The sequence below is a fragment of the Mesorhizobium sp. P2_E9 genome, from assembly GCF_056403815.1.
This window is the reverse complement of record NZ_JBFUET010000002.1, coordinates 61980-88094: the sequence shown is the minus strand read 5'-3', so window position 1 is coordinate 88094 and position 26115 is coordinate 61980. Positions and strand designations below refer to the sequence as shown.

Here is a 26115-nt window from a genome sequence, read left to right as displayed (position 1 = left end):
AGGGCAGAGGGGGGCGCGAAGGAACGCAAACCTTGCCTATCTGCGGCAAAGAACACTAACCTCTGAGGTCGCTGCTAGACTACGATAGATTGATAAGTCGGAGGGACAGCGCCCCCCTCTGTCCTGCCGCACATCTCCCCCACTAGGGGGGAGATCGCCAATCTCAGCCCGCGCTGTTTTGCGGATAGCAGATAATCGACAAATACCGCATCGGCAGTTTCGTCAGTTGCTCCGGTCCGTGCGGCGCGTCGGCGTCGAAGAACAGGCTGTCGCCCGGCTTCATCGGGTAGAGGTTGCTGCCATGCCGGTAAACGACCTCGCCCTCCAACATGTAGAGGAATTCCATGCCCTCATGCTGGAAGGTCGGGAACACGTCCGAATCCTCGGTCAGCGTGATCAGATAGGGTTCGACGACGACACCGCTGGTGTTGGAGCCGATATGGCCGAGCAGATTGTATTGGTGGCCGGCGCGCGTGCCGCGGCGCTCGACATCGAGTCCCTCACCGGCCTTGACGAAGACGGCGCTGCGCTCCTCCTCGAAGCGGCGGAAGAAGGCGGTGACCGGAACGCCGAGCGCCCGCGACAGTGCCTGCAGAGTGGTCAGCGACGGCGAGGTGATGCCGTTCTCGATCTTCGACAGCATGCCCAGCGAAATGTCGGTGGCGACGGCCAGATCGGCGACGGTGATGCCGAGCTTCTTTCGGAACGCGCGCACCTCGCGGCCGATCGCCACCTCCAGCACTTTCTCGCGGGTGTCGCGAATGGCGTGCGGGTTCTGCGTCAGCGGCGCGCGGATGGTCTTGCCGTCCGCCGAGACCTTTGGCAACGGCTTTGGCTTGGCACCGGCAAGCCCGGCCTTGGAACTGTCTTTCGCCATGTCGCCCCCCGGACGTCGCGGATTTATTTCACTCACGGTGAACATCAGAGGTGGCGATACAGCAGCGCGGCGGTGTCGGCAAGCCGTCTTGTGTCGCACGGGGCCGATCCCATGATTTCTGCCCGCGAAGGTTTTTCGCCAGGAATCCTGTCGGCGCAAACGCCGTTCCCGCAGATGTCTGTTGACAGCACCGAAGCGCCAATTAGTGTCACTGTCAGTGAAATTTGTTTCGCTGGGGAAATCAAAAAGAGGAGGCCCTGGAAATGAAAACTCGTGTTGCCGTCATCGGCGCCGGACCGTCCGGCCTGGCACAGCTCAGGGCCTTCAAGTCGGCTGCCGACAAGGGCGCCGACATCCCCGAAATCGTCTGCTTTGAAAAGCAGTCCGACTGGGGCGGCCTGTGGAACTACACCTGGCGCACCGGCCTCGACGAGCATGGCGATCCGGTGCACGGTTCGATGTACCGCTACCTCTGGTCGAACGGACCGAAGGAATGCCTGGAATTCGCCGATTACACTTTCGAGGAGCATTTCGGCCGGCCAATCGGCTCCTATCCGCCGCGCGCCGTGCTGTGGGATTACATCAAGGGCCGCGTCGAGAAGTCGGGCCTGCGCAAATGGGTGCGCTTCAACAGCCCGGTGCGCATGGTGACGTTCTCGGACCAAACGAAGAAATTCACCGTCACCGCGCATGACCGCACCAACGATGTCACCTATTCCGAGGAGTTCGACAATGTCGTCGTCGCCTCCGGGCATTTTTCTGTGCCCAACGTGCCATACTTCGAGGGTTTCTCGACCTTCAATGGCCGCATCCTGCACAGCCATGATTTCCGCGACGCGATGGAGTTCAAGGGCAAGGATATACTGATCATCGGCCGCTCCTATTCGGCCGAGGACATTGGCTCGCAATGCTACAAATACGGCGCCAAATCCATCACCTCCAGCTATCGCTCCAAGCCGATGGGCTTCAAATGGCCGGAGAATTGGAAGGAAGTGCCGCTGCTGCAGAAGGTCGTCGGCAAGACGGCGCACTTCAAGGACGGCACCACCAAAGATGTCGACGCCATCATCCTGTGCACCGGCTATCTCCATTCCTTCCCGTTCCTCACCGACGACCTCAAGCTCAAGACCGCCAACCGCATGTGGCCGCTGGATCTCTATGAAGGCGTCGTCTGGGAGAAGAACCCGAAGCTCTCTTATATCGGCATGCAGGACCAGTTCTACACCTTCAACATGTTCGACGCGCAGGCCTGGTTTGCCCGCGACGTCATCATGGGCCGCATCAAGCTGCCCTCGGCCGAGGCGATGGCCGCGCATGGCGCCAAGTGGCGCGCGCGCGAGGAAACGCTGGAAGACGCCGAGCAGATGATCTGGTTCCAGGGCGACTACACCAAGGAACTGATGGACCAGACCGACTATCCCGGCTTCGACGTCGAGGCGGTCAACCAGACCTTCATGGAGTGGGAGCACCACAAGGCCGAAGACATTATGAGCTTCCGCGACCACGCCTATCGCTCGCTGATGACCGGCACCATGGCGCCGCTGCATCATACGCCTTGGCTGCAGGCGCTGGATGATTCCATGGAGAGCTATCTCGAGGTGAAAGGCGTCGCGGCGGAGTAGCATCCACAAGCCAAGGACAAGCCTGCCGTCACGCCGGCACCGCGACCCAGCTGTGGCGGCGCTTGTCATAGACTGACTTTGTCGGCGCCGGGAAGGACGGATCGGCGAAACAGCCGACGGCCACTGCGACCGCCTCAGGTTTTCGTGACGGATACCAGAACACGGTCGACCCGCACGTTCCGCAGAAATGAAAGCTGATCGGGAAGCCGCTGTCGGAAACGCGTTGGAATGTCTTCGATGGGCCCCGGATATCGGTCGCGGCGGCGTCGAAGAAGGCCGCGATGCCAAACGGGCTGCCGGTCCGCCGCTGACAGTCGAGGCAATGGCAAAGCGACACCATGGTCGGCTCTTGCGGGCAATGTATCTGCAATTGTCCGCAGGTGCAGCTGGCCACCCTGCTGCTCATTCTCTTCTCTCCTTTTGGTGGTATTGGCGGTTGAGTTTACCCAAGCCTGGCCCGTGCCTTCGCGGTCCAGGCATTGAACAGCCGGTCGGCGACGATGCCGATGAAGGCGATGGCCAGGCCGGCGACAATGCCACGGCCAGAATCGGCCTTGGACAGCGCGATGAACACCTCCTGGCCGAGATCGCGCGTGCCGACCATGGCGCAGATGATGATCATCGCCAGCGCCATCAGGATGGTCTGGTTGACGCCGAGCATGATTTCGGGAAGCGCCAGCGGCAATTGCACCCGGAAGAAAGTCTGGCGCGGCGTGCAGCCCGACACCTTGGCCGCCTCGATCAACGCCGGCGGCACCTGTCTGATGCCGTGATTGGTGTAGCGGATCGCCGGCACCACGGCGAAGGCTATCGTTGCGATCATGGCGGTGACGTCGCCGACGCGGAACAGCATCACCACCGGGATGATGAAGCAGAAGGACGGCAGCACCTGCAGCGTGTCGATGATGGGGGTGACGATCTTTTCGAAGCGGTCACTGCGCGCGGCCATCAGACCGATCGGGATGCCGATCAGGCAAGCGATGAAGGCCGAGATGCCGCAGAGATAGACCGTCGCCATGGTCTTTTCCCACAGGCCGGTGACGGCGCAGAAAGTGGTCAGTGCGGCGACCAGGGCCGCCAGGCGCAGGCCTGAGAGCTGATAGCCGGTAAGGCCGAGGAGGAACACGGCGCCCAGCCACGGAAAGCCTTCGCAGAAGGCACGCACCGGGTTGAGCACATTGAGGATCAGCGCCACGCGGAACGCTTCGATGATGTCGAAGAAGTTGATCGTCACCCAGTTCACCGCTGCCTTCCACAGCGGCGCGGTGGTGAAGGTGATCGTCTTCGGCACCGCCGCGAAAGCCGGCACGAACAGGCCAAGCAGCGTGGTAACGGCAAGGATAGCGATAGCCAGCGTCAGGTTGGGGTAGCGCCGCCAAAGAGTCGGGGTCGATTCCTGATGAACATGTCCCTTTGCCTGCTTGTGCGCGATGGCTTGGCTCAGCCGGTCGAGCGCTATCGCCAGCGCCACAATGGCGAGACCGGCCTCCATCGCTTCGCCGACCTTCAGCGCGCGCAACGCCAGAAGCACGTCGTAGCCGAGGCCGCCGGCGCCGATCATCGAGGCGATGATCACCATGTTGAGCGCCAGCATGATGACCTGGTTGACGCCGACCATCAGCGTCGGCCGCGCCGAGGGCAGCAGCACCCGCCACAGTTTCTGCCGCGCCGTGCAGCCGGCCATGTCGCTGAATTCGCCGATCTCCAGCGGCACGCGGGAGAGGCCAAGCATCGTCGCCCGCACCATCGGCGGCGTGGCGAAGATGGCGGTGGCGATCATCGCCGAGACCGGGCTGTTGCCGAACAGCAGCAGCATCGGGATGAGGTAGGCGAAGGTCGGGATCGTCTGCATCAGGTCAAGGGCAGGGGAGACAACAAGCCTTTCCGCCCATGGCTTGCGCCACGCCCAGATGCCGGCGAACAGTCCGGTGACGATGCAGAACGGCACGGCGATGGAGATCAGCGCCAGCGTCAGCATGGCGCTGGTCCATTGCCCGAACAGCGCGATGTAGAGGAAGCAGCCGCCGACCAGCAGGCTGAGTTTCCTGCCGCCGACAGCATGGCCGGCGAGGAAGGCGGCAGCGCACACCCCGACCCAGGACAGGCGCGGCAGGACCACGGTGTCGACGCCGTGGCCGATCTTGAAGTTCTTGGCCAAGAGATTGAGCGCGAAGTCGAGCGGCACGCCGAGCACCGCGGTGATCGAACGGGTCAGCCATGACAGGTTCGACTTGATCCAACGCATCAGCGCGCTGACCCAGTCGGCGACCGGCACGACGGCACTGGCCGGATAGTCGACGGCCCAAGGGACACTGTCCTGCAGCAGGAACATCACTAGCACGGCGGCAAGGGCGAGTGCCCAGACAAGGTGCCAGTGCTGAAGCGGTGGCCTCGCCTCGCTGGCGCTTGCCGCTACCGTCATGCGCCAGCTCTCTCGACGCCGGCCAGCAGGTCGATGACCGCTTGCGGCGTGACTTCGCCAATCGGCTTGCCGGTGCCGTTGACCACCGCGAAAGGCTTGCCGGCGGAAACGATGCTGGCCGAGAAACTGGCGATCTTGGCATCGGGCGCCACGGTGCCGCCATGCTCGGCGCCGTCGCAGGCGCGCATCAGGCTGCGCGCTGAGATCACCTTGGCGCGGTCGACGTCGCGGGTGAATTCGGCGACATAGTCGGTCGCCGGATTGACCACCAGCTGTTCCGGCGTGCCGATCTGGATGACCTCACCGTCCTTCATGATGGCGATGCGGTCCGCGAGCCTGATGGCTTCGTCGAAATCATGGGTGATGAAGACGATGGTCTTGTGCAGCATGGTCTGCAGCCGCATCAGCTCGTCCTGCATCTCACGGCGGATCAGCGGATCGAGTGCGGAGAACGGTTCGTCGAGGAACCAGATTTCCGGTTTTGTCGCGAGGCTACGGGCGATGCCGACACGCTGCTGCTGGCCGCCGGAAAGCTCGCGCGGATAGAAATGCTCACGGCCGCGCAGACCGACAAGCTCGATGACCTCGCGCGCCCGCGCCTCGCGTGTCGCCCGGTCCTGCCCCTGGATGCTGAGCGGAAACGCGATGTTGTCGAGCACGTTGAGATGCGGCAACAGCGCGAAATTCTGGAACACCATGCCCATGCGATGGCGCCGGAGTTCGATCAGTGCCGCGTCGGATATCTTGAGCAGGTCCTTGCCTTCGAACTCGACCTTGCCGTGGCTCGGCTCGACCAGCCTCGACATGCAGCGCACTAGCGTCGACTTGCCTGATCCCGACAGGCCCATGATGATGAAGATCTCGCCCTGACGGATTTCGAGATCGACGGCGCGCACCGCGCCGACCAGTCCGGCGGCAGTAATATCGGCCATGCTGGCCTTGCCGTCGCGCTCGCGGATGAAACTGGCCGCGTTCGCCCCGAACAGCTTCCAGACATTGCGGCAGGCAAGCTTTACCGGGCGTTCGCCCGTGCCCGGTTGCATCGCCCCTTGTTCAGTCCCGTCCGTCATCCAATCGTCCTTCTGGAGCATCAACAATTGAGGCCCGGCCGATCAACGGCCGGGTCTCGCGTTTCCAGTCGGAACGATCACTGCGCCCAGGCTTTCCAGTCGGCTTCGTGCGCGGCGATCCAGGCGGCGGCGACATCTTCCGGCTTCTTGCCGTCGAGATCGATCTCGCCGCTCATCTTGTTGAGCTCGTCGGTATCGATCGTGAAGGCCTTGGCCACCTTGTAGGCGACCGGCCATTTGTCCTTCATGCCGGACCAGGAGTATTTCCAAATCTCGCCATGCGGCTTGCCGCAATCGTATTTGGCGTCGGGATTCACGCCCCATTTCGGGTCATTGTAGCACTCGGGCGTGTACTCCGGGAATTGCACCCACTCGCCCTTGTACTTGGCCGGCGCCCAATGCGGCGAATAGATCCACAGCATGATCGGCGCCTTGCGCTGATAAGCCGAGTCGAGTTCGGCGAACATCGCCGCATCGGTACCGGCATGGATCACGGTGAAGGGCAGTTTCAGCGCCGCGACGCGCTCATCGTCAAAACCTTCCCAGGTCACCGGGCCGCCGAGATAGCGCCCCCTCGGTGCCGTCTCCGCAGTCGAGAACGAGGCGGCGCATGTTGGATCGAGCAGCGCATGCCAGTCCGGCAAGGTCGGGCATTTCTCCTTCATGTATTCGGGAAACCACCACTCTTCCTTGGCCTTCGGGCCGAGCTTGCCGAGCCGTTCGGTCTGGCCGGTGGCGTCGGATGCTTTCATGGCCTCGCCGGCGGTCGTGTCCCAGAATTCCAGGCCGACATCGAGGTCGCCATTGGTCAGGCCGGTGGTCAGGCTGGAGAGGTAGTCGGCGGTAGGATATTCGACGGTGTAGCCGAGCTTTTCCAGAATGCCGCCGAGGATCTTGGCGTTGAGGTTAACGCTGGTCCAGTCGAACAGCGCGATCTTGATCGGGTCGTTGGATTCCGGTGCGGCGGCTTGGGCGGAAGGTGTCAGCAGGCTTAGTGTCGCGAGCGCGACGGCGCCCATCGATAGTTTCGAAATTCTGCTCCGAAATGACATGCTTGTTCTCCTTCAAGCTGTGGCGGTTAGTGCTCGTTCCCTTCTTGCGTCTTTTTATGCCCGTCTTGCATCTTTCCCTGATTGTGGTGGAAAGACTGGTCGTTGCGCAAGGCCGTTGCCGCCACGTCGCGGCTGAAGCCGGCGCAGGCGAAATGATGCTGAATTTCGGTGATGATGGAGTATGCCGGGAGGGTCAGCGTCATGGCTGCCGATGCATCGCTGCGAGAGCGATCATCCGCGGATCAATTGCCAGTCTTGCGGCGCCCTGCAAGGTGCGAGCCATCAAGGTTCCATGATCTCGGCTGTTGGCCTGGCAAGCCCCATCTCGCCAAGCCGTTTCATAGGATGAAATTATATATACCAACGTTCATCTCGCGCAACGACTAACGCTTCGCGGATGCACAAATTCAGACTGCAGGCGAAGTTCTGCCAGATGCGGTCCTACCAGCAGACGTAGCCGCCATCGACGATCAGGTCGAGGCCGGTGACGAAGCTCGACGCGCGGCTGGCGAGGAACACCGTCGGCCCGACCATTTCCTCAGGCGCCGCCATGCGTCCCATCGGCGTGTCGCGCTTGAAGATCTTGATCTCTTCCGCCACCTCGGGCCGCTTGTTCATCGGCGTCAGCGTGTAGCCCGGGCTGACGACATTGACGCGCAGGCCACGGTCGGCCCACTCAATGGCAAGGCTCTTCGACATGTGGATGACGGCGGCTTTCGAGGAGTTGTAGTGCGCCTGCGTCAGCCCGCGATTGACGATGGTCCCCGACATCGAGGCGATGTTGATGATCGAACCCTTGCGACGCGCCAGCATCTTGCGCGCCTCGGCCTGGCAGGACAGGAACACGCCGGCGACGTTGACCTCGTGTACCCTCTGCCATGTCTCCAGCGACATCGTTTCGGCCGGTTCCGAACCGGCGATGCCGGCATTGTTGACGGCTACGCTCAGCGCACCGAACTCGTTCTCGACGCGGTCGATCGCCGCCACCAGATTGCTCTCGGATGTCACCGTGCCGGTCAGCACCAGCGCCTTGCGGCCAAGTGCCGTGATCCGGTGCGCGGTCTCCTCCAGCCCACCTTTCGATGCATGACCGAAACAGGCGACGTCGGCCCCTGCCTCAGCCAGCCCGATCGCGATTGCCTGGCCAATGCCGCTGCCGGCACCGGTGACCAGCGCAACATCGCCGTCCAGCTTGAAAAGATCCATCGATAGCCCTCCCGGTTTCAGGGAGGTTATTTGCCTATTCCGTCTTTCGATCAACCTTTTTAGAACTCGCAGGCCTTGGGGCGTCTGTCGGTGGACCAGTCCTTGAGTGGCACCGGCTTGAACCTGCCCTTGATCGGCTTGCCGTCCTCAAGGTCCTTGGAGACAGTGCCCTTGCCGGTGAGATAGTTGATGTCGCAGCCACCCACCGTCGTCTTGACGCCATCCGATGTCTGTTGGTTCCAATCCCAACTGCGGCTGTAGCCACCAACCAGGAATTGGCCTCGGCGATAGACGATTGTCAGCGTGTCTTCCGTCGACTTGCTGGCGCCGCAGCCGAAGCAGGACGTTATCACCAGCGATCCCTTGCCCTTGCTTTCAAGGTCGATGACCCGGTCTTCGGTCAGCCCTTTCCTGACGAAATCGGGCCGGCGCGAGGGATCGAGCTTCTCCTCGCCGGCTGCCAGGTAAATATAGAGATCGGCCGGCCCACCGAGCTCCTGCATCACCACGGCCCTGTCCATCTTGCCGTCCTGGTCGATATCCAGCTTGAGCTCGAAAGCCGGACCGTTTTCGGCAGATGCCGACACCGGCAAAGCGGCCAGGGCGACCAGCCAGGAAAAGGCCGCATGATGAAATGCTGTCCTCATGAGCAATCGTCCGCCGCGAAATCTCAGCCTAGCACCGGCCCGGGCGAACGAAAACTCGAAACTCTGGATGACTTCGAACGCAGTCAGCCAGTGCAGCTCAGAAGTAGCCGCTGGACGCGGCCGTGAATTCCTTCGGGATCTCGACGCCGTCGACCAGAATCTTTTCGACCAGTTCGTGGTGGAAGCAGACCATGCCCTTGATCCGCTCGGCCTCGTGCACCGGCTCTGGATAATACCAGACGAGGTTCTCGTGCCGCTTCTTGGGCGTCGTCACGTGATAGTAGCTGGAGATGCCCTTATAGGGGCAGCGCGAAATGTAGCGGCTGGGCGCGAACATATCGAGCCGCGTGTCCGCGATCGGCAGATAGTGGCGCACCGGATGGCCGGTCTCGAACAGGAACACGCCACGGCGTGAATCGGCGACCTGCTCGCCGTCGAGGATGACCTGGACCCGCCGCGAGGAGGGCAGGCAGTCGACCCGGCGGAACGGGTCGCGGGCGTGGACGAAGATTTCTTCGTCCTCTTCGTACCAATGCGTCATCTTGGGCCAATAGAAGGACATGTAGCCCGACAGGTCAGGCGATCCGTTGACCGGATCGACATAGCGCCAGGCGGCATCCTCGACCAGCGTGATGCCGGTGTTCAGCGAATAATGGGTGGCGACGCCCTTAAACGGGCTCTCCGTCATCGTCGTGCTCGGGAGCAGGAATTCTTCGCGCACATCGCTCATCGGGAAGTAGTAGACCGGCAGATGGTCGGATTCGTAGAGCACCAGCGCCTTGGTCGTGTCGGCGACGATCATCGATCCCACCTGCACGCGCAGCCGCTTCTGCATCGGCATGGTGAAGGCGACGTAGCCGGGCTCGAACTCGTACTGCACGATGGCGTCAAGCAAGGGGAAATGCGGTCCGCGACCGCGCAAATGAGGCTTGCGAATGGTAGTCTCCCGTTTCTTTTCTTTTGTCATCGAGCGTTGGCGCACAGCGAGATGAACCTGGATTGAATTGTGTGGCCGGAGAGGGTTTCCGGGCGGCGGGTTCCTCTTGCATCAAGCGGCTCGAACGATGGCCCCCCATCGCACGTCGCAGCCCTGCCAGCGAATAGCCTCACCGCCCGAAAAGCGGAATTGTCCAAGCCAGCCTCTATCCCAGCGATACACGATCGAGCAGCAGACCGGCGGCGATCGGCGGCAGGCCGCTGACATTCTTGCGCACCGGCACCAGCAGATCCGGGAAGTAGCTGAAAATGACAGGTGTCTCGTCGAGCAGCAGCTTCTGGATGTCGGAGGCCGCCGTGCGCTGCGCACCGGTGTCGAGCGCCTTCAGATAGGAAGTGACCATGCCGTCATAGGCAGGGCTCTTGAAATGCGCCGCGTTCCACGGGCCGTCGCTGACCAGCGGGCTTTTCAGGAAGACATTGGGCACGCTGCGATGGGCGTAGTCGGTGATCCCCAACGGGCTGTCCAGCCAGTCCGACTGGCCGAACACCGCCTTGCCGTAATATTTGTCCTGGTCCTCGATGTTGAGCGAGATGCGGGCGCCGATCTCCTTGGCGAAATTCTGGAACAGCTGCGCGTAGCCCGGGATGTCGGAATAGCGCAGCGTCGTCAGCGTGATGTCGAAGCCGTTGGCGAGGCAGGCTGCCTCGAGAAGCTGCTTGGCCTTGGCGATGTCCTGGACGCGCTGCGGCACAGACTTGTCGGTGGCGGGGAAGGCCGGCGCAAACGGGCTGTCATTGCCGGTCGCCGCCATGCCGCGGCACAGGCCATCCACCAGCTTGGAGCGATCGATGCTGAGCGCCAGCGCCTGGCGCACCCGTTTGTCGGTGAACGGACCGGTGTCGCAGCGCATGTGCAACTGGCGGTGCGCGGTCGAGGCGACGCGCAGCACGGTGATGTCGGGGCTGTTCAGAACGACCTGGCTGACATCGAGCGGCACCGCGTCGAGGATGTCGACCTCGCCGGCCTGCAGCGCCAGGATGCGCGGCTGCACGTCGCCGTAGAATTTGAACTCAAGCCGGTCGGGCAGCGCCTTCTCGCCCCAATAGTCGGGGTTGCGCACGAAGGTCGCGCCTTCGGCGTATAGCTCTCCAGCCGGAACGGGCCGGTGCCTTCAAACGTCTTTTCGTAGTCGCCCTTGTAGCTCGCCGGCAGGATGACGGCGTTGTAATTGTCGATCGACACCGAATAGGGAAAGCTGCCGTTCGGTGCATCGAGATGGAAGGCGACGGTGTGGTCGTCGACCTTCTGCGTGCCGCCCTTCGACAGCAGGCCCTTGAACACCGAAAGCGCGTTCGAGGCACCGTTGGGGTCGGCGAGGCGATCGAAGGTCGCGACGACGTCGTCGGCTTTAAAATCCTCGCCATTGTGGAATTTCACGCCCTTGCGCAGCTTGAAGGTCCAGACACTGCCGTCCGCGTTCGGCGACCAGCTTTCCGCCAGCACCGGCTTCAAGGTCAGGTCCGGCTGCGTGATGCAGAGAAATTCGGCCGTCTGGAAAACCAGCTGGTAGCTGCCGCTGTCATAGTAGGTGACGGGATCGATGGCGCCGCCGGGCGTGGCGACGCCGGCGCGCACCGTGCCACCTGGTTTGCCTTCGGCGCGGGCCTTCTGCATGCCGAGGCCGGCAGCCGTAACAAGGCTACCCAGGAACGGCAGGGAAAGGCCGAGAACGCTGCCATGGCGCAGGAAATCGCGACGATCGAGCCGGCCGGCCAGCAAGTCGTCGACAGCGGAATTTTCGATTGCCGTCAGGTTTTTGCGAGCAGCATCGATCGTCATGAAAGGCCTTGGCATGGCTGCATTCCTCGCTTGCCCTTAGGGGATCGGCCATTTAGGTCATTGTTGACCGCGGCCGGAAAGCGATATTTTTTGATAGGGGTCATCGAAATTTTCGATGCAAGGTGTGAGCATGGATACCGAAAACCTGCGCAGCTTCCTGGAGGTTGCCGAACATGGCAGCTTCACTGTCGCGGCCAGCCGGCTCAATCTCGCGCAATCCACCGTCAGTGCGCGGATCAGGGGGCTGGAGGAGCAGTTGGGACGCCGGCTTTTCGTACGCGACCGCGACGGCGTTACACTGACGCCGGCTGGCCGGCAGTTCCTGCCGCACGCCTCTTCCATCACCCGCACCTGGGAGCAATCGCGGCAGGATATCGCCGTTCCCGATGGCTATGAAACACTGCTGCGGCTAACCGCTCCAGCCTATCTCTGGGACCTGATCACCTCGCCATGGGTCGAGTGGATGCGTGCCAGACGGCCAAACGTGGCGCTGCGGCTCGAAGGCAGTTTTCCGGACCTGGCGATCGACCAGGTCGCCGAAGGCCTGCTCGACATCTGCATTCTCTATCTGCCGCGCCCGCATCCCGGCATCGTCTATGAGACATTGGCCGTCGATCAGGTCGTGCTGGTCCAGCATGCGGCGCAGACGAAGCCGTGGACCGAGAACTACATCCTGATGGACTGGGGGCTCGAATTCCGCATCGAGCATGACCGCGCCTTTGCCGGCATGGTCAAGCCAGCCATTTCCGCCGGGCTGGTCTTCATCGGGCTGCAGCATGTGCTGTCGCAGCAAGCCGCCGCCTATCTGCCGCTCAGCGCCGTCAGCGGCCATATCGAGCGCGGCGAGATCAGGCGCATCGACAATGCGCCGGTGTTCCAGCGGCCGATCTATCTCGCCTATCCCTCTAACCCCGTCTCGTCTGATGTCCTCGACGTCGCGCTGACGGGCTTGCGCTTGCTGGCCAAGGACTGGACCAGCGATCAGGGTTTTTCGGAAGGCGACCGTTCCTTAGAGCAGTTCACCGTTTCACGGAAACGGTGAACTGCTCTAAGTCATTGTTTTAACGCAATTCCGGACGGAAAACCGTTCACACTTTTCCTGGAATTGCTCTAGGCATGGCCGACCTGAGGTAGCCGGCAAGCGATGCCTTTGCTATGCCGCCTCGATCACGGCCGGTTTCTGCAGCCTCGCCAGTTCCGCATAGGGGATATGGCAGCGGATCGAATGGCCGGGCTGTGCTTCTGCCAGCGGCGGCTCCTGCTGCTCGCAGATCGGGCCGATCTTGCGCGGGCAGCGTGTGTGGAAGACGCAGCCTGATGGCGGGTTGGTAGCGCTGGGGATCTCGCCGTCGAGCCGAATGCGCGCCGTCTCGGTCTGGTCGAGCTTTGGCACGGCTGACAGCAGCGCTTCGGTATAGGGATGATGCGGCCCGGAGAAGACTTCCTCCGATGGCCCGATCTCCATGATGCGGCCGAGATAGAGCACGGCGATCTTGTCGGAGAGGTAACGCACCACGCCAAGGTCGTGCGAGATGAAGATGTAGCTGACGTCCTCCTTGGATTGCAGGTCGGCGAGCAGGTTGAGGATCGCCGCCTGCACGGAGACGTCGAGTGCCGAGGTCGGCTCGTCGCAGACAACGATGCGCGGATCGCCGGCGAAGGCACGCGCAATGGCAACGCGCTGCTTCAGCCCGCCTGAGAGCTGGCGCGGCTTGACGGCCAGATGCCGGTCGGTGAGGCGCACCGAGCGGACGAGGTCGTCGAGACGCGCCTCCTGTGCCTTGCCGGACAGGCCGGCCAGCCGCTTCAAGGCGCGGCCGAGGATGTGGCGGATCGAATGCGAGCGATTGAGCGCGGAGTCCGGGTTCTGGAAGACGATCTGCATCGCCTTGACCTGATCGTCGCCACGGTTCTCCAGCTTCGGCGCCAGCGCCTTGCCCTCGAGCTCGATGGTGCCGCCGTCATCGGGCGGCACAAGGCCGAGCAGCAGCCTGGCGAAGGTGGTCTTGCCGCTACCGGATTCGCCGACCAGCCCCAGTGTTTCGCCGGGCCGCAGATCGAGCGAGACATCCTTGACGGCGCGCAAGGGATGGCCATGGCTGGCATAGGTCTTGTTCAGCCCGGCGACACGCAGCACCGGTGCCGCTTCCGGCTTTGGTACAGGCGCAACATCGCTGGGTGTGGCGCGCGGCAGGGCCTGCGCCTTGTCGTGATGGAAGCAGCGCGACAGTCGTTTTCCGCGCTCGTCACTCAGATCATAGAGCGGCGGCAATTCGGCGCGGCAGCGATCGTCGGCGAGCGCGCAGCGGTCGGCGAAGGCACAGCCCTTGATGTCAGCCCCAATGCCCGGCAGGAAGCCCGGAATGGTGTCGAGGCGGCCCTGGTCCTTGCGCTGGCCGCCGCGTGGCAGGCAGCGCAGTAGCGCAACGGTGTAAGGATGGCGCGGATCGTTGAAGACGACGTCCGTCGGTCCTTCTTCCACCAGCATGCCGGCATAGAGCACGCCGACCCGGTCGCACATGTTGGAGACGACGGCGAGGTTGTGGCTGATGAACAGGATCGAGGCGGAGAGCTCTTGCCTGAGCTGTGCGATGAGGTCGAGCACCTCGGCTTCCACCGTCGCATCGAGGCCGGTGGTCGGCTCGTCGAGGATCAGCATCGAGGGATCGTTGGCCAGCGCCATGGCGATCGCCACGCGCTGCTGCATGCCACCAGACAACTGGTGCGGATAGCGCTGCATGACGCTTGGCGGGTCGGAGATGCGCACGCGGTTGAGCATGGCGATGGCGCGATCCTCAGCCGCCTTGCCCGTGACGCCGGCAAGCTCGAAGATCTCGGTCAGCTGGCGGCCGATGCGGATCGACGGGTTCAGCGCCTTGCCGGGATCCTGATAGACCATCGAGACGCTTTCGGCTCGTGCGCGTCGCAAGGCCTCGGCATCGAGCTTCATCACATCCTGGCCGTCGAGCGAGATGGCGCCGCCCGATATCGAGCCGTTCCTCGGCAGATAGCGCACGACGGTGAGCGCCACGGTGGATTTGCCGCAGCCGGATTCGCCGACCAGACCATAGGCCTCGCCTTGCCTGATGTTGAGGCTGAGATTGCGCAGCACGGCGCGGTTGCGCCCGGCCACGCGGTAGGCGACCGACAGATCGTGCAGTTCGAGGGCGTTTTCGGCCTTTGCCGGCTTAGTCGGGGCGGAGTTAGTCATTGAGCGCTCCATGGACGCCATCGGCCGCCAGGTTGACGCCGATCACCAGCGAGGCAATGGCGAGTGCGTCGAACAGCACCGTCCACCAGAAGCCGCCGCCGATCATGCCGTAATTGCTGGAGATAGACAGCCCCCAGTCGGGTGATGGCGGCTGGATGCCAAAACCCATGAAGGAGAGCGTGGCGACCGCGAAGATGGCGTAGCCCAGCCGCACGGTGGTCTCGACCAGGATCGGCGGGATGACGTTGGGCAGGATCTCGACGAACATCGTATGCAGCGCACTCTCATGCCGGAGCTGGGCGGCGGCGACATAGTCGAGTTCGCGCTCGGCCAGCACCGCGGAGCGCACGGTGCGCGCAATGATCGGCGCAAAGCTCAGGCCAATGACGACGATGACGGTGGTCTTGGAGGTGCCGAGCGCGACGATGGCGAGCAGCGCGACAATGACCACGGGGATCGCCATGAAGGCTTCGAGGATGCGGCTGACGACATCGTCGACGATGCCGCGGAAATAGCCGGTGAGCAGGCCAAGTGCGGTGCCGGCAACCGTCGCCAGCAAGGTCGCCAGTGGGGCGACGGTGAGGATATCGCGCGAGCCGACGATGACGCGTGAGAAGACGTCGCGGCCGATCTGGTCGGTGCCGAACCAGTGTTCGCGCGAGGGTGGCGCCAGCGCGTTGATGATGTCGTCGGCAAGCGGGTCGTAGGGCGCAAAATGTTCGCCGAACAGCGCGCAGGCGACCCAGAACAGCACGATGAAGAGACCGACGAGGAAGGTTCGCGAGCGCAGCAGCGAGAACAAGACCTCCGCCATGGGGCTGCGCCGGCGCGTGTCGTCTTGTGGCTGAGAGGTGGTCTGGACGGCGCTCATTGGTCTGACCCCAGCCGGATGCGCGGATTGAGCACGGAATAGAGGAAGTCGGCGATCAGTGTCGCCACGGCATAGACGATGCCGATGGTGAGGATGCCCGATTCCAGCATCGGGAAATCCTTGCCGCGCGCGGCGGTGAAGATCAGCGAACCGATGCCCTGGTAGCGAAACAGCGTCTCGATCACCACCAGGCCGCCGATGAGATAGCCGGTCTGGGTGGCGATGACGGTAATGGTCGGCAGCAGCGCATTGCGCAGCACATGGCGCCAGATCACGGTGCGCCAAGGGAGGCCTTTGAGCACGGCCGTTCGCGTATAGTCGGAATCGAGCGCCTCGATCATGCCGGAGCGCGCCATGCGAGCGATATAGCCGAACAGCACCAGGAACAGCGGCAGCGACGGCAGGATCAGGTAATAGAGCTGGGTGAAGAAGCCGGCATCCTTCGGCCATGCCGCCGAGATAGGCAGCCAGCGCAGCCACACACCGAAGATCAGGATCAGGATGATGCCGGTGACGAACTCCGGCAGCACCGTCACCGACAGGCCGCCCAGGCTGATGATGCGGTCGAGCGGGCGGTTGAGGTTGAGCGCGGCAATGACGCCGCCGAGAATACCGATCGGCACCACCAGCACGAAGGCGACGGCGGCCAGCTTCATCGAATTGCCCAAAGCGTCGATGACAAATGGCGCCACCGGCGAGCGGAAGATGTAGGACGTGCCCATGTCGCCGCGGACAAAATTCCAGATCCATGTCGCATACTGGGTCAGCAGTGGGCGATCGACGCCCAGCGTGTGATTGAGCGCGTCGACCGCGCGCTGGTCGGCAAACGGCCCCAAGATCGCGCGCCCGACATTGCCGGGCAGCACCTGGCCGCCCAGGAACACCATGATGCTGAGCAGGAACAGCGTCACGAGCGACAGGGAAACACGCCGGGCAAAGAAGGAGAGAATGGCTAAGCCTCCTTGTGATGGGGCTGCGGTCCGGCCAGGCCGGACACGTCGGCTAAACGCACTGTGGCAGGCGGATCGAATGCTGTCACCGGGGGAACGACTCCGTCAAATCGTGACACCTCGACCAGCGTCGAATTGCAGGTCGGCGATTGGGCAAGGCGCGACGTACCTCGGTCAGGCGTCAGCACATTCGGATTGCCATGCTTTTCCAGACTGTGCGGCTCTCCTGGCGAGGAGGGGTCGAACCATGCACCGGTGGGCAATTGCACAACGCCAGGGATCAGGCCGTCCGTCAGCATGGCGCCCGCCAGGCACGATCCGCGGTCGTTGGAAACGCGCACGACCGCTCCGTCCACGATGCCGCGTGCCGCGGCATCCGCCCGGTTGATCCACAGCGGCGCGCGGCCCGACACCTTGCCCGCCCGGCTGACCGAGCCGTGATCGTATTGGCTGTGCAGCTTGTCCGCCGGTTGCGGTGACAGAAGATGCAGCGGGAACCGGCTGGTAAGCTCACTGCCCAGCCATTCCCGCGGCTCAAGCCACACGGCGTGGCCTGGACAGTCGTCATAGCCGAAGGAGTCGATCGTCGGCGAGAACAGCTCTATGCGGCCCGATGGCGTTGCCAGGCGGTGCCGGTCCGGATCGGTCCGGAAGGAGCCAAGCAGTGTCTGCGACGTCACCTGTCGGGCAAGATCGGCGTGGCCGTCGTGCCAGAAACGGTCGAAGGATGGCATCTCGACCCCGGCCGTGTTCGCATTGTCCCTGGCCTGTTCGTAAAGGACCCGGATCCATTCGCCGGCTCCGCGCCCTTCGGTGAAGGCCTCGCCGGTGCCGAGCCGCGCCGACAGATCGGCAAAGATCCGATAATCGTCGCGGGCTTCCGCCACGGGGTCGATCGCTTGCTTCATGGCGACCACGAGGTTTTCCCGGTTCGAAAAGGCGAGATCGTTTCGCTCCAGCGGTGTGGTGACTGGCAGCACGATGTCGGCATGGCGCGCCGTCGCAGTCCAGAAGGGCTCGTGGACAATGATGGTTTCAGGACGTTGCCATGCCTCGACCAGCCGGTTCAGATCCTGGTGATGATGGAAGGGATTGCCGCCGGCCCAGTAGACGAGCTTGATGTCGGGATAGGACATCGTGGCGCCGTTGAATTGGAAGGAACCGCCGGGATTGAGCAGCATGTCGGCCATCCGCGCGACCGGGATGAAGTCCGGCACCTGGTTCCTGCCTTGCGGCACGGACGGCCACCGAAATCCCATCTCCGGTCTTCCAGCGCCATTTGTCGATGAATAGCCGAAGCCAAAGCCGCCGCCCGGCAATCCGACTTGGCCGAGCAGCGCGGCAAGTGTAATCGCCGCCCAATAGGGCTGTTCGCCATGGTCGGCGCGCTGCAAAGACCAGCTCACCATCAACATTGTGCGCTTGGCGGCCATTTCCCTGGCCAGCGCGACGATCCTGTCCTCTGTCACGCCGCTCAGGGCGGCAGCCCATGCCGGGCTCTTCGGCTGGCCGTCAGCTTCTCCCAGGACATAGGCTCGCACGGCCTCGAAGCCAGTGCAGTGCCGCGCCAGGAATGCCTCGTCGTGACGGTGCTCGCTGATGAGGACATGGCATAGAGCCAGCATCAGTGCGGTGTCGCTGTTCGGCCTAAGCGGCAGCCATTCGGTCTCGACGCCACGCGGCGCGTCGTCGCGCACCGGCGAGACGTTGATCAGCCGGGCGCCGTTGCCGACGGCATTGCGCAAGGCCGCCGCCGCTTCGTGACGGGCCGCGCCGCCGCCCTGTATCTGCGCGTTGCGCCAGGGCAGGCCGCCAAAGGCGATGATCAGTTCGCTATGCCGTTCGATCCCGTCCCAAGTGGAATGATTGCCCGTCAGGCCATCGGTGCCGCCAAGCACATGCGGCAGGATGATCTCGGCCGCGCCGTAGGAATAACTGAGCACCGAACTCGTATAGCCGCCGATCGCGTTGAGGAAGCGGTGGACCTGGCTCTGGGCATGGTGGAACCGCCCCGCGCTCGCCCACCCATAGGAGCCCGCATAGATCGCGCTGTTGCCATGCTCGAGGCGAACACGATCGAGTTCTGCGGCCACGATGTCCAGTGCCGTTTCCCAGGAGACTTCGACAAAGGGCTCGCTGCCGCGCCCGCCCTTGGCGCCGGACTTGTCCCCCTCCAGCCAGCCGCGCCTGATGGCGGGACGGGAGACACGCAGGTCGCCCTGTATCGTGCCGAGCATGGACTGGCCGATCGGCGACGGATCGGGGTCGCCGCTCCACGGCTCGATGCCGACGAGCCTGCCGTTCTCGGCACGGACTTCGTAGGTCCCCCAATGCATGGTGGTGAGCAGGGTCTCGGACTCCATGGGACGGATCAATGATCAATCGTCCCGCAACGCGAGGTTCCGCGTCAGGCCGGCGCGCAGCGCCTTGCCTCGACCTGGCAGCGAAAGCACCAGCCCCCGGAAGGGGGCTGGCGGTTGCGGGACGGGCTTTGTTTGCCTCCGCTTAGGCCTTCGTTGCCTTTTCGAGGAACAGCTGCGACATGGCAGTCGGCTGCACGCCGGCCACGCCCTTCGCCGTCGCCGTCAAATAGTCGTAGAAATAGCCGAAGATGACAGGCGTTTCCTCGAGCAGCAGCTTCTGGATCTTGCCGGCGTCAGCCTTCTGCGCCTCGAGATCGAGCGCGCCGATATAGCTGTTTGCCAGCGTGTCGTAGTCCTTGTTCTTGAAGTGCGCGGCGTTCCAGGTGCCGTCGCTCTTCAGGGGTGCTGCAAGGAACACGTTCGGCACGCCGCGGTGACCATAGTCGGTGATGCCCATCACCGAATCCAGCCAGTTCGATTTGCCGAACACCGCGTCTCCGTAATAGGCACCCTGGTCGAGGATGTTGAGCTCGAGCTCGATGCCGATCTCCTTGACCCAGTTCTGGATGAGCTGGGCGTATTCGGGGATTTCCAGATAGCGCTCGGTGGTCAGCGTCACCTTGAAACCTTTGCCCGCACCCGCGGCTTCCATCAGTTGCTTGGCCTGCGCGATGTCCTGCTTGCGCTGCGGCACGCTCGTATCGGTCGACGGATAGGCAGGCGCGAACGGGCTGTCGTTACCAGGCGAAGCGCGGCCCTTCATCAGGCCGGCAACCAGCTTGTCGCGATCGAGGCTGAGCGCGATGGCGCGGCGCACGCGCGGGTCCTTGAACGGATCGGAATCGCAGCGCAGATGCAGTTGCTGGTGCGCGACCGACTTCAGGCTGATGATGTCGATGCTCGGATCGCTGAGCAGGGCAACGCCGGCGAGCACCGGCATCTGGTTGATGATGTCGACCTGTCCGCTCTGCAGCGCCAGGATCATCGGCTGCACGTCGGCGAAGAAGGTGAACTCGACGCGATCGGGCAAGGCCTTCTCGCCCCAATAGTCGTCGTTGCGGACGAAGGAGGCGCCGACCTTGGCTGTGTATTTCTCGATCTTGAACGGGCCGGTGCCGTCGAAGCTGTTCTCGTAGTCGCCCTTGTAGCTCGCCGGGATGATGACGGCGTTGTAGTTGTCCGACGATACCATGTAGGGGAAGTTGCCGTTCGGCGCGTCGAGATGGAAGTCCACCGTATAGTCGTCGACCTTCTTGGTGGCGCCCTTCTGCAGGATGCCGGTGAACACCGACAGCGCGTTGGACGAGTTTGCCGGGTCGGCAAGGCGGTCGATGCTGGCCACGACATCGTCGGCCTTCATCTCGCCGCCCGAGTGGAATTTCACGCCCTTGCGCAGCTTGAAGGTCCACACCGTGCCTTTATCGTTCGGCTTCCAGCTTTCGGCCAGAGCCGGCTTCAGCACGAGATCTGGGCCGTCGACGCAAAGGAATTCGGCAACCTGCTGCAGCACGACGAGGCCGCCGGCATCGGCAATGGTGACCGGGTCGATCGCCGCGGCCGGCACACTGCTGGCAACGCGGATAGTGGCGCCGGCGGCGCCCGCGGCGCGGGCGAGCGACGGCATGCCACTGAGGCCGGCGGCGGTGGTGATGCCGCCCAAAAGCGGCAGCGACAGGCCGAGCAGGCTGCCATGGCGGATGAAGTCGCGGCGGCTGACGCGGCCGTCGACGAGGCCGTCGATCAGGTGATTTTCGAGCGGCGAGCGGCTGCGCCGGATCAGGTCGAGAATGCGATAGTTCTTGCTCATGGGTTTAACCCTTTCCCCTATTTCTTATGGCTGAGAATGCACTTCCGGTTGACGAAATTCCGTGGAGTTCTCCTTGCCCCGGCCATCAACGACGTGAGTTCGACCGGGACTGTAGCATGCGGTTTTGCCTGGTCCATCCGATCCTTGCGGCGCAGGGGTCAGATTTTCTTGAGGCAATGCTTCCACCCGTCAGGTCCTGTCGTCGCGATCCAATCGCGGCGGCGGACTCTTGTTCTTGAACAAGTCTCCTTTCCCTTCTCGTTCTCCTAATTCAGCGGCAAGCGGCGATAGGTCCCGGGCTTCGCTGGGTCGTGGTATTTGTTGCACGGGCCGTTCTCGACGAAATCGCGATGGCAGGCCGCGAGGTTTTTCCGCGACAAGGTGATGCCGAGACCGGCACCTTCCGGAACGCGCACGACATTATTCCTGGGCGAAAACGGCCCTTCCTCGGTGATGTCCATGGGCTGCATGCGAAACAGCGACTGGTTCGGCTCCCGGATCCAGCCGAGTGCGGCGCACAGATGCAGGTAGGCCGCGCTGCCGATGCCGCTGTCGCCGCTATAGCACCAGAAATCGACGCCGGCGTGCTCGCAGGCGCCGACGAAGCGCAGCATGCGGCCGATGCCGCCATGCGCTGTCGGATTGCCGACGAAGGCGTCCGGAACCTTGAGATCCATGGCGCGCGCAATGTCGATGTTGTGGGTCGAGAACGGGATCGAGCAATGCTGCCGCAACTGGCGCATCTCTTCGATCGTCGCCACTGGATCCTCCCAGTTGCGCACGCCTAACTCCTCGAGCGGTCGCGCCAGCCGCCGGGCGGTGCTGAGCGAATAGGCCTGGTTGGAATCGATGCGGATCATCGCCTCGTCGCCGAGCTTTTCGCGGATCAATTCGACCATTCTCAGCGAGATTTTCGGGTCTTGCGTCGAGAATTTGCCTTCGAAGAAGGTCGTGCCATGCGTCTCGTGCAGTTCAACGCAATAGTCGGCGACTTCTTCCGGCGTCGTCTCGCCCTTTACCTTGGGTCCATCGCCGCGCAGCGAGAAATAGTCGGTGAACGGGATGTCCTTGCGCACGGCGCCACCGAGCAGCTGGTAGAGCGGCTGGTTCCACGCCTTGCCGCGCAGGTCCCACAGCGCCATTTCGACGGCGCCGAAGGCCATGATGCGGGTGCGGTCATTGATCGACTGCACGCCGGTCCAGTATGGCAGGCAGACATGCTCGGCGCCGGCGATATCGAAGGCATCGCGACCGACCAGGCGCTCGGCCAGAACATCATTGATGATGGCGGCTGCCGCCGGCGTCGGCGCCTCACCGAGGCCGATCAGCCCATCCTCGGTCTCGACCTCGACAATGGTCTGCGAAAACCCGTCGAGCTCGCCAAACACCCAGCCATAGGGCGCCTCGAGGCGAAGATTGATCGGCGTGGCCTTGATGCTGCGGATTTTCATCTCAGCCGCCAATCTCGAAGAAAGGCTTGCCGAGCAGGTCGGGAACGACGTCGATGCCGAGGCCCGGCCCGTCCGGGATGCCCATGCGGCTGCCGGTCACCGGCGGCTTGTTCGAGGCGGTGCGCACCGTCACCCATTCATGGAAGGCAATCGCATGCAGCCGGCGCTCCTCCGGCGTCGACAGCGACAGATGCGCCATGGCAGCGGTGTCGATCTCGGCACCGCCAGTGTCCTCGACCGTGATCATGAAACCGAGGTCGACGGCGACGTCGCGGATCAGACGGGTCTTGGTGATGCCGCCCAGCCGCGAAATCTTGAGCGTCAATCCGTCGGCCGCACCCAGGCGATGGATTTCCAGCATTGCCTCGAGCGAGGTGACGGATTCGTCGAGCACCATCGGCTTGTCGAGCATGCGGCGCACCGACATGTTCTCGTCGATCGTCGTGCAGGGCTGCTCGAACGTATAGTCGATGCCGCGCGTGGCATCGGCGAACTGCCGCGCCTGATAGGGCGTCCAGCCGGCATTGGCGTCGCAGAAGATCACGGTGCCTTTCGGCACCGAAGCGGCGACCGCAGTGAGGCGCTCGATGTCGTCATGGCCATTGCCGCCGACCTTGACCTGCAGCCGGTGGAAGCCGTCCTTGACGATGCGCTTCGCCAGCGCGGCCATGGCGTCGACGCTGCCATGGGTGACGACCTTGTAGAGCTCGGCCGTGTCGCTCTCCTTGCCGCCGAGCAGCGTCACCAGCGGCACGTCCGCGGCGCGCGCGGCGAGATCCCAGCACGCCATGTCGAGCGCCGACTTGATGTAGGGATGACCCTTGAACACCGTGTCCATCAGCCGGCCGATGCTGGCCAGTCCACGCGGATCGTGGCCGATGAGGTGCGGCGCGATTTCCGGCACGCCGGCGCGCGTGCCGGCCGGGAAGGCGGCCGAGTAGAAATTGCCGAGCGGCGCCATCTCGCCCCAGCCGGTCAGACCGCTGTCGGCGGTGATGGCAACGATCACCGCGTCGAAGGCGTCGGCTTCGCGCCCCTTGGACATGTGGTAGGGCCCGTCCACGAAGGGCTGCACGACATGGTAGGCTTTGATGGTTTCAATCCGCACGTGTCTGTCCGTTGGCTGCAATGTCTGGGGAATTGATCAGGCGCCCCTTGATGGGCGCAGTTCGAGGCCGCGTGCGTAGGAAAGCAGCTGTTCGAAATCGAGGTGGATATGCTCGCGGGCATGGCGCTGGGCAGCGCGCATATCGGTGCCCTTCATCAATTGCACGTAGGTCTCATGGACGTCCTCGGCCGGCACCGGCTCGTTGCGCGCATGCTGGTGCAGCGCGAAATACATCTGCAGCCGGCTGGTCAGCCGCTGCCAGGTTTCCAGCAGCACCGAGTTGTCGGCCCATTCGTAGATCAGGCCGTGCAGTTGCAGCGCCGTTTCGATCTGCTTTGTGGTGTCGAGGTTGCGGGTCGCCTGCTTCACCGCTTCGTGGCGCCTGTCAAGCTCGTCGAAGAAGCGCTGGTCGCGCAGCGGCCAGGTGCACTCGATGGCGAATTCGTCCAGCACCTGGTTGAGCGAATAGGCATCGTCGATGTCCTTGGCGGTGACGTCGATGACGAAGGTGCCGGCATAGGGAATGCTGGTCATGATGCCTTCCTGCACCAGCTCGCGCATTGCCTCGCGCAAGGGCGCGCGGCTGACCCGCATCTGTTCGGAAATCCGGAGCTCATTGAGCTTCTGGCCGGGTTGCAGTTGCCCGGTCAGGATCGCGCGCCGCAGCAGCGCCACGATTTCGGCGCGGCGCGTCGTGTCGGCAATCGGGCTGAAATCCGTCTTCACCATCCGGCCCACTCCAGCGAGAACAGAAGGCAAGACAATCAGATTGTCGACAATCTAACAAGAGACTATTTTCGGATTCTGATTTTGCATTTGGCGCTCCGAGAAACGGTCTCAGGCCGCACGGCCGTAGAAGCCGACCCGCTCCTCGGCGCTGAACATCACGCCTGGCTTCTCATAATAGGAAAACACCGCAATCATGCGTTCGCGCTCGCCTTCGACCGTGGTGACACGGTGCGCGGTGTTCTTGCCGCGAAAGACATTGAGTGTGCCCGGCTTCATGCGCAGGATCTTTGCGTCGGGATCACGCCCTTCGAGCAGCCGCGCGACGCCCTCATAATTCGGGTTGTCATCCGATCTGAGATCGGTTCGGTATTCGAGGTCGCCGCCGCGCTCCGCCTGCTGCAGCAGCAGCGTCGTGGTGAATTCCGAGCGGTCGAAATGCCAGTTCAACGCCTCGCCGGCGCGATAGGCCATGACATTGGTACGGGCCAGCGGATCCTGCATGACATGCAGTTTTTCCTTGCCCATCGTCGCCGCCAGGAACCGCACCAGCGGTTCATATTCATAGATGGCAAGCACGGTGCTGCCGGGAATCTGGTCGGCGCAGACCGTGTGGCTGATGGTTTCGACCTTGCGCAGCGCTGGATGTTCGGGCGCGAGTTCGGGGATATCGGGATTGAAGTAGATGTTGTGCATGCGCTTGTGGACATGGGACTGCGTGTCCATCACCGGCTTGATTTCCCGCACCGCCTGTTCGGCGACGCCGGGCCCCAGAAAGCCTTCGAGATTGAACATGCCGTCGGCCCTGAGGGCATCGATCGATTGCTCGACGAGGCGATGCCATTCGGCGCTGCCTTCGCGGTCGAGCGGATAGCGGTCGAGATCGAGGATGTCTTTCATGTCGGGTGCTCCAAGGGGTTGGACACAGAAGACGGCAAAAATTTCTTTCCCTCAACGCGGAAAATTATTACGACTGACCAAGAAAAACTTATGGAGCCTTGTCATGGAACGGCTGCCGCCGCTGAACGCGATCAAGGCCTTCGAAGTCGCGGCCCGCGCCGGCAGCTTCACCCTGGCCGCGAGCGAGCTTGGCGTGTCCTCGGCGGCGGTCAGCCAGCAGATCCGCAATCTCGAAACCTGGTTCGGCAAGCAATTGTTCGTGCGCACCGGCAACCGCATCACGCTGACCGACGCCGGCCACGCCATCTATCCGCAGACGGCGCGCGCTTTGGGCGACATCGCCGCCATCGGACAGCGCATGCTGGAAGGCGGCTTGAGGACACGCCTTGTCGTCAGCGTTCCGTTCTCGCTGGCGGAACTGTGGCTGGCGCCGAGGCTGGCCGCCCTTCTCGATGCCTTCCCGCACATGGCGATCGACGTGCGCGCGGAAGACGATCCGATCGACCTGATGCGCCAAAACGTCGACCTGCGCATCTCCTATGGCGACTATCACTATCCCGGCCTGCGCATGGTTCGTCTCGTCCACGACGATGTGCTGCCGGTCTGCGCGCCGGGATTCTGGCACCGGCACGGCAATGGCGATCCGGGTCTCACAGATCTGCATGAGAGTCTGTTCATCCACACCAATTGGGGCCCGAACTATGCCTCGCACCCGAGCTGGGCGGACTGGTTCGCGGCATGCGGCGGCAGCCGCTCGCCAGACCCGTCGCATGGGCGCCGTGTTGGCCTGTCCAGTCTGGCGATCGCTTCAGCGAGGCTGGGTTTGGGAATTGCGCTCGGCCAGCGGGTGATGGCGCAGGCCGACCTGGAGGCTGGCCGCTTGATAGCGCTGTCATCGGTCTCGGTGCGCCTTGGCCATCCCTATTGCGCCTTCATGCCGCCGGCCAAGGCCGACCGCGCCGATGTCGCCGCTCTTGTCGGCCTGCTCGTGAAAACGGCGCCCGCGACTTGAAAAAATGGCGCCCCGACCTGTGGGAAGGCCGGGGCGCCGCG

At 63.2% G+C, this 26115-nt stretch carries 21 protein-coding genes and 1 pseudogene; 3 read left to right on the top strand and 19 right to left on the bottom strand.

Annotation, left to right across the window (positions count from 1 at the left end; all coding sequences use genetic code 11):
- Positions 1–163: 163 nt before the first annotated feature.
- On the bottom strand, positions 164–877 hold the full coding sequence (locus AC1D05_RS03700) for a helix-turn-helix domain-containing protein (RefSeq protein WP_172231705.1): 714 nt from the start codon (positions 875–877) through the stop codon (positions 164–166).
- Positions 878–1140: 263 nt separating this feature from the next.
- Between AC1D05_RS03700 and AC1D05_RS03695 the strand changes: the two genes are divergently transcribed.
- A complete protein-coding gene (locus AC1D05_RS03695; RefSeq protein WP_477438305.1) occupies positions 1141–2499 on the top strand; it encodes an NAD(P)-binding domain-containing protein in 1359 nt (452 codons plus the stop codon).
- A gap of 28 nt (positions 2500–2527) precedes the next feature.
- Here the strand turns inward: AC1D05_RS03695 and AC1D05_RS03690 are convergent, their stop codons facing one another.
- The 9 genes and pseudogenes from AC1D05_RS03690 to AC1D05_RS03650 form a co-directional block, all read right to left on the bottom strand.
- Positions 2528–2905, bottom strand: coding sequence for a GFA family protein (locus AC1D05_RS03690; RefSeq protein ID WP_477438303.1), 378 nt, complete (start codon positions 2903–2905; stop codon positions 2528–2530).
- A 36-nt stretch (positions 2906–2941) separates the two neighbouring features.
- Positions 2942–4921 carry an ABC transporter permease gene (locus tag AC1D05_RS03685; RefSeq protein WP_477438301.1) on the bottom strand — a complete coding sequence of 660 codons (1980 nt, stop codon included), beginning with the start codon at positions 4919–4921 and terminating at the stop codon, positions 2942–2944.
- A complete protein-coding gene (locus tag AC1D05_RS03680) occupies positions 4918–5991 on the bottom strand; it encodes a quaternary amine ABC transporter ATP-binding protein (RefSeq protein ID WP_477438299.1) in 1074 nt (357 codons plus the stop codon). The genes AC1D05_RS03685 and AC1D05_RS03680 overlap by 4 nt, the downstream gene beginning before the upstream one ends.
- Positions 5992–6068: 77 nt before the next feature.
- Complete coding sequence (locus AC1D05_RS03675) at positions 6069–7043, bottom strand: ABC transporter substrate-binding protein (protein ID WP_477438297.1); 975 nt, start codon at positions 7041–7043, stop codon at positions 6069–6071.
- 26 nt (positions 7044–7069) lie between these two features.
- Positions 7070–7246: a hypothetical protein gene (locus AC1D05_RS03670; RefSeq protein WP_477438295.1), complete on the bottom strand. Its 177-nt coding sequence runs from the start codon at positions 7244–7246 to the stop codon at positions 7070–7072.
- Between the two features lie 238 nt (positions 7247–7484).
- Positions 7485–8249 carry an SDR family oxidoreductase gene (locus AC1D05_RS03665; RefSeq protein WP_477438293.1) on the bottom strand — a complete coding sequence of 255 codons (765 nt, stop codon included), beginning with the start codon at positions 8247–8249 and terminating at the stop codon, positions 7485–7487.
- Between the two features lie 59 nt (positions 8250–8308).
- Positions 8309–8896 carry a hypothetical protein gene (locus AC1D05_RS03660; RefSeq protein ID WP_477438291.1) on the bottom strand — a complete coding sequence of 196 codons (588 nt, stop codon included), beginning with the start codon at positions 8894–8896 and terminating at the stop codon, positions 8309–8311.
- A 97-nt stretch (positions 8897–8993) separates the two neighbouring features.
- On the bottom strand, positions 8994–9791 hold the full coding sequence (locus AC1D05_RS03655; protein ID WP_477438289.1) for a DUF427 domain-containing protein: 798 nt from the start codon (positions 9789–9791) through the stop codon (positions 8994–8996).
- Positions 9792–10038: 247 nt separating this feature from the next.
- A pseudogene (locus tag AC1D05_RS03650) lies at positions 10039–11690 on the bottom strand (ABC transporter substrate-binding protein).
- A gap of 115 nt (positions 11691–11805) precedes the next feature.
- On the opposite strand from AC1D05_RS03650, the gene AC1D05_RS03645 reads away from it, so the two are divergent.
- Complete coding sequence (locus tag AC1D05_RS03645; protein WP_477438287.1) at positions 11806–12717, top strand: LysR family transcriptional regulator; 912 nt, start codon at positions 11806–11808, stop codon at positions 12715–12717.
- Between the two features lie 111 nt (positions 12718–12828).
- On the opposite strand, the gene AC1D05_RS03640 is transcribed toward AC1D05_RS03645, so the two are convergent.
- From AC1D05_RS03640 to AC1D05_RS03600, 9 genes are all read right to left on the bottom strand, one after another.
- Complete coding sequence (locus tag AC1D05_RS03640) at positions 12829–14886, bottom strand: dipeptide ABC transporter ATP-binding protein (protein WP_477438285.1); 2058 nt, start codon at positions 14884–14886, stop codon at positions 12829–12831.
- Positions 14879–15757 (bottom strand): ABC transporter permease, encoded by an 879-nt coding sequence (locus tag AC1D05_RS03635; protein ID WP_477438283.1) that lies wholly within the window; start codon positions 15755–15757, stop codon positions 14879–14881. Before AC1D05_RS03635 ends, AC1D05_RS03640 begins: the two co-directional genes overlap by 8 nt.
- A complete protein-coding gene (locus AC1D05_RS03630) occupies positions 15754–16707 on the bottom strand; it encodes an ABC transporter permease (protein ID WP_477439095.1) in 954 nt (317 codons plus the stop codon). The genes AC1D05_RS03635 and AC1D05_RS03630 overlap by 4 nt, the downstream gene beginning before the upstream one ends.
- 2 nt (positions 16708–16709) lie before the next feature.
- The gene (locus AC1D05_RS03625; protein WP_477438281.1) at positions 16710–19070 is read right to left on the bottom strand and encodes a molybdopterin guanine dinucleotide-containing S/N-oxide reductase; all 2361 of its coding nucleotides are present in this window, start codon (positions 19068–19070) and stop codon (positions 16710–16712) included.
- 142 nt (positions 19071–19212) lie between these two features.
- Positions 19213–20877 carry an ABC transporter substrate-binding protein gene (locus AC1D05_RS03620; RefSeq protein WP_477438279.1) on the bottom strand — a complete coding sequence of 555 codons (1665 nt, stop codon included), beginning with the start codon at positions 20875–20877 and terminating at the stop codon, positions 19213–19215.
- A 266-nt stretch (positions 20878–21143) separates the two neighbouring features.
- Positions 21144–22328 carry a mandelate racemase/muconate lactonizing enzyme family protein gene (locus AC1D05_RS03615; RefSeq protein WP_477438277.1) on the bottom strand — a complete coding sequence of 395 codons (1185 nt, stop codon included), beginning with the start codon at positions 22326–22328 and terminating at the stop codon, positions 21144–21146.
- 1 nt (position 22329) lies between these two features.
- Positions 22330–23436, bottom strand: coding sequence for a mandelate racemase/muconate lactonizing enzyme family protein (locus tag AC1D05_RS03610; RefSeq protein WP_477438275.1), 1107 nt, complete (start codon positions 23434–23436; stop codon positions 22330–22332).
- Between the two features lie 36 nt (positions 23437–23472).
- Positions 23473–24165, bottom strand: a complete 693-nt coding sequence (locus AC1D05_RS03605; protein WP_477438273.1) for a GntR family transcriptional regulator — start codon at positions 24163–24165, stop codon at positions 23473–23475.
- Between the two features lie 108 nt (positions 24166–24273).
- Positions 24274–25062 (bottom strand): HalD/BesD family halogenase, encoded by a 789-nt coding sequence (locus AC1D05_RS03600; RefSeq protein WP_477438271.1) that lies wholly within the window; start codon positions 25060–25062, stop codon positions 24274–24276.
- Positions 25063–25165: 103 nt separating this feature from the next.
- Here AC1D05_RS03600 and AC1D05_RS03595 point away from each other — a divergent pair, with 103 nt between their 5' ends.
- Positions 25166–26074, top strand: a complete 909-nt coding sequence (locus AC1D05_RS03595; RefSeq protein ID WP_477438269.1) for a LysR substrate-binding domain-containing protein — start codon at positions 25166–25168, stop codon at positions 26072–26074.
- The last annotated feature ends 41 nt before the right edge of the window (positions 26075–26115 follow it).

Excerpts from the sequence above, each read along its gene's own strand:
- AC1D05_RS03600 (WP_477438271.1), bottom strand. The coding sequence starts at position 25,062 with ATGAAAGACATCCTCGATCTCGACCGCTATCCGCTCGACCGCGAAGGC.
- AC1D05_RS03665 (WP_477438293.1), bottom strand. The coding sequence starts at position 8,249 with ATGGATCTTTTCAAGCTGGACGGCGATGTTGCGCTGGTCACCGGTGCC.
- AC1D05_RS03680 (WP_477438299.1), bottom strand. The coding sequence starts at position 5,991 with ATGACGGACGGGACTGAACAAGGGGCGATGCAACCGGGCACGGGCGAA.
- AC1D05_RS03605 (WP_477438273.1), bottom strand. The coding sequence starts at position 24,165 with ATGGTGAAGACGGATTTCAGCCCGATTGCCGACACGACGCGCCGCGCC.
- AC1D05_RS03625 (WP_477438281.1), bottom strand. The coding sequence starts at position 19,070 with ATGGAGTCCGAGACCCTGCTCACCACCATGCATTGGGGGACCTACGAA.
- AC1D05_RS03670 (WP_477438295.1), bottom strand. The coding sequence starts at position 7,246 with ATGACGCTGACCCTCCCGGCATACTCCATCATCACCGAAATTCAGCAT.
- AC1D05_RS03640 (WP_477438285.1), bottom strand. The coding sequence starts at position 14,886 with ATGACTAACTCCGCCCCGACTAAGCCGGCAAAGGCCGAAAACGCCCTC.
- AC1D05_RS03660 (WP_477438291.1), bottom strand. The coding sequence starts at position 8,896 with ATGAGGACAGCATTTCATCATGCGGCCTTTTCCTGGCTGGTCGCCCTG.
- AC1D05_RS03685 (WP_477438301.1), bottom strand. The coding sequence starts at position 4,921 with ATGACGGTAGCGGCAAGCGCCAGCGAGGCGAGGCCACCGCTTCAGCAC.
- AC1D05_RS03595 (WP_477438269.1), top strand. The coding sequence starts at position 25,166 with ATGGAACGGCTGCCGCCGCTGAACGCGATCAAGGCCTTCGAAGTCGCG.
- AC1D05_RS03635 (WP_477438283.1), bottom strand. The coding sequence starts at position 15,757 with ATGAGCGCCGTCCAGACCACCTCTCAGCCACAAGACGACACGCGCCGG.
- AC1D05_RS03695 (WP_477438305.1), top strand. The coding sequence starts at position 1,141 with ATGAAAACTCGTGTTGCCGTCATCGGCGCCGGACCGTCCGGCCTGGCA.
- AC1D05_RS03690 (WP_477438303.1), bottom strand. The coding sequence starts at position 2,905 with ATGAGCAGCAGGGTGGCCAGCTGCACCTGCGGACAATTGCAGATACAT.
- AC1D05_RS03620 (WP_477438279.1), bottom strand. The coding sequence starts at position 20,877 with ATGAGCAAGAACTATCGCATTCTCGACCTGATCCGGCGCAGCCGCTCG.
- AC1D05_RS03700 (WP_172231705.1), bottom strand. The coding sequence starts at position 877 with ATGGCGAAAGACAGTTCCAAGGCCGGGCTTGCCGGTGCCAAGCCAAAG.
- AC1D05_RS03645 (WP_477438287.1), top strand. The coding sequence starts at position 11,806 with ATGGATACCGAAAACCTGCGCAGCTTCCTGGAGGTTGCCGAACATGGC.
- AC1D05_RS03615 (WP_477438277.1), bottom strand. The coding sequence starts at position 22,328 with ATGAAAATCCGCAGCATCAAGGCCACGCCGATCAATCTTCGCCTCGAG.
- AC1D05_RS03675 (WP_477438297.1), bottom strand. The coding sequence starts at position 7,043 with ATGTCATTTCGGAGCAGAATTTCGAAACTATCGATGGGCGCCGTCGCG.